The organism is Janthinobacterium sp. C22, assembly GCF_057919405.1.
This window is the reverse complement of record NZ_CP193659.1, coordinates 6,053,623-6,065,739: the sequence shown is the minus strand read 5'-3', so window position 1 is coordinate 6,065,739 and position 12,117 is coordinate 6,053,623. Positions and strand designations below refer to the sequence as shown.

10 protein-coding genes are annotated in these 12,117 nt (G+C 55.9%); 4 read left to right on the top strand and 6 right to left on the bottom strand.

Annotated features, from left to right (window positions below; genetic code table 11):
* The first annotated feature begins 71 nt into the window (after positions 1–71).
* The 4 genes from ACRHIG_RS28575 (at position 72) to ACRHIG_RS28560 (ending at position 3,471) form a co-directional block, all read left to right on the top strand.
* Positions 72–872 (top strand): hypothetical protein, encoded by an 801-nt coding sequence (locus ACRHIG_RS28575; RefSeq protein WP_489628703.1) that lies wholly within the window; start codon positions 72–74, stop codon positions 870–872.
* Between the two features lie 144 nt (positions 873–1,016).
* Entirely contained in the window at positions 1,017–1,244 is a 228-nt protein-coding gene (locus ACRHIG_RS28570; protein WP_489628702.1) for a hypothetical protein, read from the top strand.
* Positions 1,245–1,511: 267 nt separating this feature from the next.
* Positions 1,512–2,705 (top strand): plasmid recombination protein, encoded by a 1,194-nt coding sequence (locus tag ACRHIG_RS28565; protein WP_489628701.1) that lies wholly within the window; start codon positions 1,512–1,514, stop codon positions 2,703–2,705.
* Positions 2,706–2,844: 139 nt separating this feature from the next.
* On the top strand, positions 2,845–3,471 hold the full coding sequence (locus tag ACRHIG_RS28560) for a hypothetical protein (RefSeq protein ID WP_489628700.1): 627 nt from the start codon (positions 2,845–2,847) through the stop codon (positions 3,469–3,471).
* Positions 3,472–4,121: 650 nt separating this feature from the next.
* Here ACRHIG_RS28560 and ACRHIG_RS28555 read toward each other — a convergent pair.
* From ACRHIG_RS28555 to ACRHIG_RS28530, 6 genes are all read right to left on the bottom strand, one after another.
* Positions 4,122–4,832: a YgjP family zinc-dependent metalloprotease gene (locus ACRHIG_RS28555; RefSeq protein ID WP_489628699.1), complete on the bottom strand. Its 711-nt coding sequence runs from the start codon at positions 4,830–4,832 to the stop codon at positions 4,122–4,124.
* Positions 4,833–4,844: 12 nt separating this feature from the next.
* On the bottom strand, positions 4,845–8,129 hold the full coding sequence (locus ACRHIG_RS28550) for a type I restriction endonuclease subunit R (protein WP_489628698.1): 3,285 nt from the start codon (positions 8,127–8,129) through the stop codon (positions 4,845–4,847).
* On the bottom strand, positions 8,126–8,926 hold the full coding sequence (locus tag ACRHIG_RS28545; protein WP_489628697.1) for an OST-HTH/LOTUS domain-containing protein: 801 nt from the start codon (positions 8,924–8,926) through the stop codon (positions 8,126–8,128). Before ACRHIG_RS28545 ends, ACRHIG_RS28550 begins: the two co-directional genes overlap by 4 nt.
* A 117-nt stretch (positions 8,927–9,043) precedes the next feature.
* Positions 9,044–10,312 (bottom strand): restriction endonuclease subunit S, encoded by a 1,269-nt coding sequence (locus tag ACRHIG_RS28540; RefSeq protein ID WP_489628695.1) that lies wholly within the window; start codon positions 10,310–10,312, stop codon positions 9,044–9,046.
* Positions 10,309–11,373 carry an N-6 DNA methylase gene (locus tag ACRHIG_RS28535; RefSeq protein WP_489630889.1) on the bottom strand — a complete coding sequence of 355 codons (1,065 nt, stop codon included), beginning with the start codon at positions 11,371–11,373 and terminating at the stop codon, positions 10,309–10,311. The genes ACRHIG_RS28540 and ACRHIG_RS28535 overlap by 4 nt, the downstream gene beginning before the upstream one ends.
* Entirely contained in the window at positions 11,361–11,924 is a 564-nt protein-coding gene (locus ACRHIG_RS28530; protein WP_489628694.1) for a type I restriction-modification system subunit M N-terminal domain-containing protein, read from the bottom strand. Before ACRHIG_RS28530 ends, ACRHIG_RS28535 begins: the two co-directional genes overlap by 13 nt.
* Positions 11,925–12,117 lie beyond the last annotated feature (193 nt).

Sequence of the window (12,117 nt, the reverse complement as noted above, 5' to 3'; positions counted from 1 at the left end):
AAGTGAAAAGAGGGGGAATTTCCAGCTGCTCGGTTTGGCAGTCGATTTGAAGGCGTATTGAAAGACCGCAGATGAAACAGCGATTGCCAAATGAAACCGACTCGCAGCCAGTGTGCGATTATCCAGCTACGGTAACGCCGGGGGCAGCGTGGGAGGGTATTTCCGAAGATGCTGAGTGGATAGGTTTGCCTACTGAGAGGCCTGTGTGGGAAATCCACTTCAACAATTCAAACACTGTAGATTGGGATCATTTCGCTAGGTTGACCTACCTGAACCCCCGCGATGGTGTGCTTTACATGTGTGGATTGAACCCCGCAGTACATAAGAGCGGCGCGGAGGTTGGAATTCATATTACGCGGCCAAGTGTTCTGATCGATACAAATGCAATTGCTTTTTTTGCAGAAGTGCAAAAGTTAATCGACCAAGTCGAATCGGAGCGGCGGGACGACTGGACCGCAGGTGCTTTGTTGCAATGGGCTGACCAGCACCCTGATATGCGGCCTTGGGTCCATTCTAAGTTTCGGTCGATTGCAAGCTCAACTTCGCTGCTATTTCCTTCGGCCGCGCCGCTTGGTGATTTGATGCAAAGCACCAGGTCTATTCCGGGTCAGCTGCCGAGAAGGGCAATGGGTAAAGTTGCTATCGAAGTGGCATGGCAGCTTGAAGTGGTGCTCCAACGACGTGCTGAGGCCAAGGAAATCATGAACAGTCTTAAGGAGATGGCGGACAACGGTAAAAAGCCAGAACTCTTGAAGGAATCGGGTAAGGATGGACGTAGCGTGGTGTGGATAACAGATAAAGGGGCTCCGACAACTTATTCACTTCAAGCATTAAAAAAAACGCTTGAAATGTGGCATAAGAGCCGACGTTAAGGCGAGATTAGGCAGACATTAGCACGGTTAGGCATACAGTAGACCCGCTAGGATTTGCGGGTTTTTTTATGGCAAAGAATAGGAATCGCTACGTGCTGCACTGCTAATCCACGCAGAGGCGCGAACCTTGAAAAGGATAGCGATATGCCAGCCAAAGTTATCATCCCGCCCGCTCTTGCCGAAATTGCAGAAGGCAGGGACTACGTTCAGACTGCTGAATATGCCCGTGCCGTAAATCGGGCAGTTCAAACAATCCGCAAGAACTACTGCCTCACCGGCCATTGCTTCGGCATCCGCCCGATCAAATTCGGCAATAAACTTTTGTGGCCTGTGGCGTCAATTGCTGCCCTCCTGGCCGGGGTGGAATCATGAAAAAATCCGTCCGCCATCAAGCAGACCCGGACCTTTTCGAGAGGGCTGAGAATACTCCACATTCTACTAAGTTACTCAAATTTTCTGGCACAGATTGTTCGCTGACGAGTACTGCTCGTCGCGCCGTCAATGTTTGGCTGCGCACACGTTATGCCGGGGGCAAATTATGAGGCGCGCCTTATTCCGACTGGCGCGCATCGCTGCCACCATGCCCGCTGATGCTGTGAGGCTAGTCGCAATGCTGGCACTGACAACCTGGCGGCACGTATGACGCATGCCCAATTCCTGGGAATCAAGAAGCTGACCGGCAAGGCCATCATCGAGGTGGCCGCACGTCACAACTGCCGCGAGATACTGGCCGAAATTGGAGCCGCACCAGGTAGTCGTATTGACCCAGCCCGAGTCGAATTAAATCGCGTCTTGCGTGGACACAGCACAGCCGCCGCTGTGGCAAGTGAGGCGAAAGCGTTGATGGATGCAGCCGGAGTAAAGACGTTGCGCAAGGATGCCGTGAGGGCGCTGGAAATTATCTTTAGCCTGCCGCCTGAGTCGTCCATCGACTGCGACCGCTTTTTTAGTGAGTCGGTCCAGTGGGCGGGGCAATACTTCGCCGCGCCGGTTATCAGCGCCATCGTTCACAACGACGAAGCCACGCCACATTGCCATGTCCTGCTGCTGCCGCTGGTTAATGGCCGGATGGTTGGCAGCGACCTGATGGGAGGCCGCGCTAAGCTGCAAGCTATGCAAGCCGACTTTTACGCACAGATAGGGCAACGGTACGGACTGGCCCGCCAAACGGCACAGAAGCGCCCCAGCGCCGCGACAAGGAAGCAAGCGATAGATTCCTCGTTTGATGTGCTGGAAGCGAATAGCGGACTTTCTGCTTCCGTGCTGCTGGCGCTGCTTGCGCCGCACGCTGACGACCCTGCACCGTTGTTGTTGGCGCTGGGCCTAACCATGCCGACACCGCCAGCTAAAGGCAGCTTCGTCGCCATGATGACAAAACCATGCAAGCAGGAAAAGCCTATAGGGTTTGGCGAGAGGAAGCCTATAGGGTTCGATGGTTCCGCAGCGCCCGGAAATGAGCAAACCCTATCCTGTGTAGGGTTCGTCAATTCACCGCCTTCATTTCCACCGCCAAACGAGCCGCAGACCAGCGCCAGCACATCACCACCAGAGCCAGCCACTACGACCGCGAGCACATGCGTCACGGCAGCCAGCGCAGCCGATACCGAACCGCTACATGCCGACCATCCAGCCGCCGCCGATGATACCGACGAGCCAGTCGACCGAATCACCCATGAGCGTAACAGCGACCTCCGCGCGGACGAGTGGAATCCCGGCACCGGCGAGTTCGTCGCCATTCAGCCAACGAGTGGGACGATACACAAGGCGATTGCTGCGGCATCAGTACGCATGGTACTCGCGGATATTGGGCCGGCGCCGCCACGACCGCCATAGTGACGGTCTGTACGCTGTGTAGTGCGTTTTTAGACGGCTGCTGCCTTGCCAATTGTCACAGGCAAGCGCAAAAAACGCCACGGCGGGCCAATCAACGCGCCTAACAGGACAAGTGGTGGCATAACTTAGAAAGACCAATATGGCAACAACTAAAAATCTCCAAAAATCAGCAACGATGCAACCCCCTATGACCGAAGGCGAAAAGAATGCGCATATGGCGCTAATGTCTTCGGTGAACGGCGCAGCTGTGATTCATGCCTATCAAGGTAATGTGATAGGCAAAGATGTCGACATGACCGTTCTAGCCAATCAGTTAGCAGACACATTTACCGAAATAGAAAATGGCGATTTGCTCGACTTAGAAGCGATGCTGGTAAGTCAGGCGATGGCGTTGCAAACTATTTTTACCAGCCTGGCACGCGAAGCCTCGTCGCAAAAGGATTATCGGGGCCTTGAATGCGTTTTGAGGCTGGCCTTGAAGGCGCAGACACAAAGCCGGGCGACCATATCAGCGCTGGTTGACCTCAAATTCCCAAGACAAGCGACGTTTGTGACGCAGGCCAATATTGCCCACGGGCCGCAACAAGTTAACAATGGTGTGGCTGTTGAGCAAAGGCATGAAGAAAAACAAAATTCGACAAACAAACTATCAGGACAGACTCATGAGCTACGTCAGGACACCCGAGCACCGTGCACGCCAATCAGCGGCAATCCAACTATGGCAGCCGTGGAAAAAATCCACAGGGCCAAAATCGAACGCGGGTAAGGCCGCAGTGGCCCGCAATGCCTTAAAACATGGCGGGAGGTCAGCAGACACCATCACACAAATGCAGAAAGTGCGGAGAATACTGGTCGAGTGCAAGGAGTTTCTTAGCAATCTTGACGGGTGAGCAGCATGAAGGGATGCCTGCCATATTGCGCGCCTACTATGTGAAAGAGTATCGCTCGCCAATATAGGCCACTTAAAAAGACGCTTGTGAAAAATTCTATTTTTTACATTATTGTACTGAACACTAGCCGCAAGATTTATCACCCAAGAGTGAAGCACGATATCGAGTGGCTGTACAGTTCTGTACCCCGTCAGTGAGGCGAAGGCGTGCGCTCGTAGTTGCGGGTTAGGCGTAACCTTGTATTACGCCGGTATTCCCCGGCGACGGAGGTTGTGATGGCTAAGAGCGGAGGTAGCGGTAACGGTGGCACTGGAAATAACGGTGCTGGTAGCGGCAAGGGGGCTGGCGGCACTGGCAGAGGCGCAGGCCAAGGTAATGCAGGTGGCTGGCCAAGTACCCATACCGGCCAAGTATCCGGCGGCAATAGGTCTAATGCGCCGCCAGCAAAGGGGAAATAACGCATCCGGTGGCAGCAGGATAGGGCATCTGAAGTGTAGCCATTTACTAAGCATGCCCCAGGCGCTTTTTAAATCGCATCCCCGAAAGCGGCTTGTCCCAGCACTGCATGGCGCGCCTGCCAATCTGGCATGTGCTGGGCTACCAGATTCCAGAATGCCTTGGTGTGGCTTTTCTGTACGGTATGGCACAGCTCATGCACGATGACGTAGTCCTGCACGCTGGCAGCTAGCTCTATCACCCGAGGATGAAACTCCAGCACGTTATTTGCATCGCAACTGGCCCATCGGCTCTGGAAGAGGCGGATGCGCGCACCAGTGGCTTTTAGTCCGGTCTGGCGTTCCCAATGGCGTACCCGGCTCAGCAGCTTGTCGTTGGCACGTTCGCGGTAGAAGCGCTCCAGCAGCGGCATCAGCGTATCGGGCTGCATGCTGGTGCCGCCAGGGTGGTCGATGATGAAGCGGGACGCCGTGAATCTCAAGCTGGGCTTGCTGGCAGCGGGGGTGTGCCGCACCTCGGTAAAGTAGCTACGCCCGGCGTAGCGCAGGCGGCTGCCGGTGACGATGGCGTCACTGCTCAAAGGCATGTCCACCTGCGCCAGCTTGTCGCGTATCCATCTTGCCCGGCGCCGTATCAGCGCTTCTTGCTCGTTGGCATCGACGAGCGGCCCACGCAGGAGCACCGGGCGCCCGCGCTCCACCGTCACATAGTGGCGTTTGAGCCGGCCATCGACCTGGAATTGCCACTCGAATGTGGTCTGGCCATAATGAAATTGCGGCATGATATGTATGCCCTAGTTTTTCAACAGGATATCCAGAATCCGCGTCGCGTGGTCGCGTGCCACCGAGCGCTCCCAACCGGCCAAAGGCATCAGCAACTTACGCAGCAGGTCTTTCAGGTCGGGATGCAGGTCAAGCATACGCTTCCAGTTATCGGCCGCCATGGTCTTGCTGAGGGCGTCGTCCTCGAACAGTTTGGTGGTGGCGACCCTTGCGGTATCCTCGGCCAGCAATGCCGCCAGATAGTGATACACCGCTGAATGTGCCGGATGGGCAAAGCCTGTTTTGTCCTTGTCCCGGATTTTCTGGCCGAACAATTCCAACTGCTCCAGGAACTGGGCCTGGCTAATGCGGCCGGCTTTTTCTTCTGCCAGCAGCTTATCCAGTTCCTCTGCCAGTTTGTCGAAGAAGGCCGGGTCTTTATCTCGGCCGGTAACGATGGTGTGCTTGAGCTGGTTCTTCATTACCAGGGCCTGGCTGCTGCCGCTGGCCAGCTTTTTCAACCGGGCCATGTCGCTGGCATCCAGAATCGACACTTCGCGCCCCAGCAGGCTCCTGGCAGGGCTGGCGGCGATATGCTCGTCCAGCAGTTGTTGTAACAGAGCCGATTCCAGCTTGGTGATGCGTTCGCGGTAAGTCGCGCCGGGCAACTTGTCGCGCAGCATCAGGCGGATTTCGGCCAGCAGGGTGAAATACGGTTTGAATGGCACGCCGCGCACGTCGGGCAGGATGATGTCGATGGAGCGGTTGAATTGCTTCACCAGTTCCAAGAAGTCTTCCACTGCATCGAGCCGGCTGGCAGGGTCGAGGAAGCGCTCTGCATCATCCTTGTAGTCCTCGCGCTGCGTTACCGGGTCGTGCTTCTTCGGTAGTAGTTTCAGGATGCGACCAAGGTTGGCTTGCAGCTTGGGCAGTTCGGTCTCGACACCTTCCCATACGTGCGAGGGCTGGACATCGCCGCCGTAAATTTTCAGGGCATGGTCGAGGTGCTCCACCACGCCGTGATAATCGACGATGTAGCCGGCATTCTTTCCCGGCAAAGTACGGTTCACCCGCGCAATCGCTTGCAACAGCGTGTGCTCTTTCAACGGCTTGTCCAGATACATGGTGCCCACTATTGGCGCATCCCAGCCCGTCAGCAGCATGTCCGAGACGATAATCAGGCCGACGTTGTTGGCATGCGGCTGCCCATCCCGGCCCCTGGCTTCATCGCCATACGGCAGCGGGAACAGTTTGCCGACAAAATTACCGATTTGCTCGGACGGCAGCGCCACCGGCTGCTTGCCGGCCTTGATTTCAGCCCTTACTCGTTCCTCGATGGTTTCCAGCTTGTCGATGTCCATACCATACTCGGCTGCCTCTTGTTGCACCGAGAGGCCGGTGCGTGCAGCCGTCATGCTGTTCAAGGACACCACGACCCGGCTTTCGAAGGTCGGCAATCCAATTTTGGCCCGGTCAGCCATGCTGGCGTCGAGCAAGTCTTTGTAGCGCACGGCCATGTCGCGCCCGTTACAGACCAACATGGCCTTCAAGCCCTTGGCCTGCACGCTGCTGATGAAATGCTCGACCAGATGCGCAGCCACCTTTTCCATGCGGTCGCCGGCTTGGCGCCACATCGACAGCAGTTCGCGCTTCAGCGCAAGCTGGCGCACTTCGGATTCTTGCCCGAACTGGTCGTTGAAGGCGTCATCCAGCTTGGCCGAAGTCGCCAGTGCCACCCAGGCATCCTGATATTTGATGGGCAGGGTTGCGCCATCGGCCACCGCTTCGTGCAAACGATACTCATCGATGTACTCGCCGCCGCCAAACTCGCCCAGCGTGTGCTTGTCGTCTTGTAGTAGCGGCGTGCCAGTGAAAGCGATGAACTTGGCATTGGGCAGGCTGGCACGCATGAAGGCCGCCAGAAAGTCGTACTGGCTGCGGTGGGCTTCGTCGACCAGCACGTAAAAATTGGGCTTGCTGCTCAGCACACGGAAGTTGACCTTCTCGCGGCGGGTCTCTTCCCACTTGGCTATCAGGGGTAGTCCATCGTCGCTATGCTGGCCGAGGTGTAGATTGCGTTCCTCGACCATATAAAAATCCTTGCCATCGCGCACACGTTTATGGCGGCTGTGGCCTGACTCCTCAATTTCAGCATCTGGCGCCATATCAGACAGGTCAAGCGCTTCATCGTTTTCCTGGAATTTTTGCACAGTGCTGGTAAAAACGCTGCCGTAGTCATTGGACAGCATCTTGACCAGGCCATCGACCGACACCGCCTGTATCGCCTTGATGCCGACGGCATGGAAGGTGTCGAAGATTTGCTTGTCCAGGTCCTTGCGGTCGGTCAGTACCAACACCGTCGGGTTGTTCAAGCCAGTGCTGTCGGCACGCAGCATACGCGCCAGCAGTGCCATCGTCAGCGACTTTCCACTGCCCTGGGTATGCCAGACCACGCCGCCAATCGGCTTTGGCCCGGACAGCTTGGCGACCGCTTTGCGCACGGCGCGCCACTGCTGGTAACGCGGCAGTTTTTTTACCGTCTTGCCGTCGCGGGTCTCGAACAGGATGAAATGGGTAATCAGTTGCAGGAAGCGGCTGGGTTCAAACAGCGCCCATAACAGTTGGTCTTGCTCGGACGGCTCTACGCCGCGCAGGGCGGCCACTGCCGCGCGTTCCTCTGCTTGCAGGCGGTAGCGGGTATATGCCGCAGGCTTGGTGCATATCGCGCCGTACAAGCCTTCGCGCCGGTTCAGACCGACACAGACCTGGTTGAATACAAACTGCTGCGCAAAGCTGCGCTGATAACCATCGAGTTGCGACAGCGCTTCGTCCAGCCGGTGGTGGCTGGCCTTGCATTCGATGATGGCCAGCGGCAGGCCGTTGACGAACAGCAGCAGGTCCGGCCGGAATACCTTGCCATCGGCGTTCGCGCCGGCAAACTGGTCGACCACATGGAAAACGTTGTTGGCGGCGTTGCTTGCATCGAAGAAGCGCACGCTGCGCAAGCGGCCCTCGATATCCTTGACCTGAATTTCCGAGCGGTGCACCACCTGCTCCCAAAAGACCTTGTTGGCAGGCAGTAGTTCGTCATTGACCCGCTTGCGCAGCTCCAGCAGCGGCGACTCCATGCCGCCTGGTACTGTTGCCAGCCAGGGATTCAAGGCCAGCAAGCGGGCTTGCAGCACCTCTTCCAGCACCGGCGCGCGGTGCCGCAGTTCTACCTTGACGCTGCTGCCGGGCAAATGGGTATAGCCCAGCTTGACCAGCCAGGCGATGGCGGGGAGTTCGACGCCGGTCTTTTCGGATGACAGGCTCATGCTGTTTTTTCTGGAGTCATTGCGGCTTCCTTTTGGCTTCGATACCACGTCTGGCCTCTGCCATTTAACGGGTTTGTATCTGTGCGGACGTCAAATTGATTCGACTTCTTTAAAATCTGTCGCCAGTTCTTGCATCCATACTTGCTTGGCGTTTGGTCTGCGTGGCGGAGGCGAACAAAAGTAATAGCGCCATCGAGCAGCGTCCAGCCATCAACGGCACAAACCTGTTCAGCACTGCGCAGGCATTCGACAATTGTGCTGATGGGCCAATGTACCACCCCGTCCGGGCCGATGCCGTGCACAAAAGCATCTTCAAACTGCTGTGACTGCATGGATGACGCCATCATAGCTCGGGCCTGCTCCAGGCTGGCGACCCAGGCCATCATGTCCTGAAAGTGGCCGTCAATCTGCTCGAAGCAGGCATCCAGATGGGCATCGGCGGCAAGACAGCCGGATTCTTGCCATAGGTCAAAACGCTCCAGCAGACAGTGCACCAGGTCATTGCGCATATCTACCAACTCCGCCAGTGCCTGCTTGGTTTGTGCGTGGCGCTCGGGCGACATGGCCATACTAAAATTCATACGGACCCATGCCTGATTGGGTGACTTGGCGTCTGCTTCAGAATCCTCTGGCACGGGCTGCTCTGGTGATGCGGCCACGCTTAGGTAGCTGCCGGTGAACATACCTAACAAGGTGCCGAGGGTTTTGGTGCGGGCGCAGGCCACTTGCTGCTCATATATAGCGCGCAGCTGTTCGGGCGGGCCTTCCACTGTCATGTTCGCCACCATAGTTTTCATCGACCGTTCGTATTGCTGAAGGCGAATCATGCAACGGCCCAGCTTACGCTGTACTTCGCGCTGCAAAGTGGGCAGGGCATCCTCTATGGAAGGGGGCGTAGCTGGCATGGAGCAGGTTCAGTCTGTAAGGGCAACGTCATCGAGCTTGACCCGCCACTCGCCTGTCAGCAACTTTTGCATTAGGCCGCGTTTTAAGGTCTGGTAGTGTTTTTTCTTGGTTTCTAGAACAGCGATTCTGTTATTTACAGCATCAATAATCTCCGCTATGCGCTTCTGCTCAGGCAGTGGTGGAAGTAATACCGGAAACGCCTTTAGCTGCGTGGAGTTGATACTTGCCAAGTTGGTGGTGCGCTTGGCGCAGGATAGGAAGTATTGGCGTCCGTAGTCACTGGCTGCCAGTGCGGCCAGATAGTACGAATCAAGCTTTTCTGGATTCGGCCGTACGGCAAAAACATGGTTCTGATGCAAACACGGAGAAATCTGTCCTCCCCAAACATCGCCACGCCCCAATTTGTCGAAGTCTCCGCCTTCAGTCATGAGTACATCGCCTGTTTGCAGGGCATAGCGTTGAATTTGGGATGGCTCGACTTCGATGGTTTTTACTTCACGCAAGTCAATATGGCCATCTTGCACATTCGCTACCCGGAGATAGGGTAACTGTACTGGCTCCTTCAGTCCTTTCTTTCCCTTGGCCACGCCGGTTTGAACAGCAGCAACTTCATGTAAAGAAACCGTAGCCCATTCAGATGCGTCCTGCGTGTCCAAATGTCGATTGAACAGCCCCTGCATTAGCCCCTTCTTGAGAGTCTTGGTGGCGGCAATCTGGCTGGCAATGACGTCGAGCTTATCATCCACTGCCGTGAGGATGGCGGCAATTTTTTGTTGTTCTGGAAGTGGTGGGAGTGCCAAGCTGAAATTACGAAGCACATCCAGCCGTATTCCTTTAACCGTGGAGCCGGTTCCTGCTGCTTCAATTCGCTCTGAGTTTAATTGAAACCAGTAAAAAAGAAATGTTTTATGAAGGCACGGTTTAGGGAATATCGCTTTTAAGTCTTGATTGATGGCCACGTCGCAGCTAAAAAACGCTACTTTTCCAAGCGCCATACGTGTCGGTGTAATTAATGTCCCTGCTGGAATAAGTCTGGTCGAACTTTCTCGTATAGCAATGGGAGTAATGTGGTCCGCTGTTTTGCTCAACCGACTACCGACGAAATCTTTGACGCTGGCCCACGGAATTTCCCCGCCCCAATAGCTAGGCTCATCCTTCGACGGAGTTCCGCCACCAACTATAGATTCAACTTCCTCACCGATTGAAGAAGCTTTCCATTGACTAGGAATCCAGTCACTATCTGTACTCTGATGCCTCTGTTTTCCCACTACGCTCATTGTCCAACCTCCAGCAAACCCAACTCGGCCAGATATCCGCTCAAGCGAGCATCAATCTCACCCTCTTCGTCGGCCAGCGCTGCCAGTTGCCCCAGGGTGGCGGCCACATCCACGACATCTTCGATTTCGCCATTATCGATGTAGCGAACTATATTCAGGTTGCCGTCGTTGCTGCGGATTTCGTCCAGGCCTACCACGCGACAGTAGTTGTCCACTTCTGCCTGATGGTCGACTGCGGCTTTGTGGGTGCTGACGATGCGCTCGACATCTTCTGGTCGCAGGCTGTTCTGCGCCTTGCCTTCGGCATAATCGGCGCTGGCGCCGATTATGATGACCTTGCCCTTGAGGCCTGCCGGTTTTTGCTTGTTGAGTATCAGTACGCAAGCCGGGATACCGGTGTTGTAGAACAGCGCCGAGGGCAGGCCGACAATCGCCTCAATCAGGTCACCCGGCTGGTTGCCGTTGGCGGCGTCGGTGCCGAACAGCAGGCCTTCGCGTATTTTGCCTTCTTCGCCGCTACGGAACAGCACGCCGTGCGGCAGTATGATGCCCATACGGCCATCGGCTTTTAGGCTGGCCAGCATGTGTTGTGCAAAAGCGAGGTCGGCATAGCCCCGTGGCGGAATGCCGTAGACGAAGCGGCCAAACGGGTCGCTGACTTGTTTATAATTTGGGGCCTTGGCATGCTTCGCGTCGTTCTGGTTTTCATTTTCGTTGGCCAGTTCTAGCGGCGTCCACCATGATTTGGCGGAGAATGGTGGATTGGCAATCACGCGGTCGAAGGTTTTAAGATAATCACCTTCGCGGTGCTTGGGCTCCACCAGAGTGTCGCCACGGGCAATGTCGGCGCGCATATTGTGCAGGTAGAGATTCAACTTGGCGATGGCCCAAGTGCCGAGATTCTTTTCCTGGCCGTACAGCAGCACATCGGGTTTTCCGCCCAACAGGGTGCCGTTGGGCATTCTGGCGACGTGGTGCGCGCTCTCGACCAGCATGCCGCCGCTGCCGCAGGTCGGGTCGTACACGCTGTGGCCAGGGTGCGGGTCTATCAGTTCGACCACGAGTTGCACCACGGCCTTGGGAGTGTAGAACTCGCCCCCTTTTTGCCAGCATCGTCGGCAAATTGCTTAATTAGGTATTCGTAGGCATCGCCCAGCATGTCGGCCTTGTACAGGTCGGCATTGCCCAGTTTGTACTGGTTGAAATGGCGCAGCAGGCGCTGCAATACCGCATCGCTGAGTTTTTGCTTGTCGCCATACTGGGTGGCGGTCAGCACGTATTGCAGCTCGGTATTGCTCGCTTCGATGCTGGCGAAGGCCTTGTCCAGCGCTTCGCCGATGTTCTCGGTTTGACTCACCAGATGGCCCCAGCGGGCATTGGTCGAAAAGCGGCCGTACTTGTCGTCGATTTCTTCCTCGGCCTCGCGCCCGTTCAAACCTTCGGCTTCCATCAACTGGCTCACACGCTCGTCGAACACGTCGTTGAATCGCTTCAGGAACAGCAGGCCGAAGATGTAGTTCTTGAAATCGGATGAGTCGATAGAGCCGCGCAAGATGTTGGCGGACTCCCACAGCCAGGATTCAAGGGTGTCAAGGGTAAGTTTGTCGGTCATGGCGGCAGTATTTTAGTAGGGCAGTTAACAGCCCTGAACAATTGGTCGGCAGGCACTTGGCGAGGCCATGGTGTCAAGGCTGCATTATTTTATGTGCTTTGCTCAGGGTTTGGAGGGGTGACGCGGAATTATTCCGGGAATCGGCTTACAAGTAGGTTACAAGTGAAGGCGAAGTGGGTCGGAAAGAAAAAAG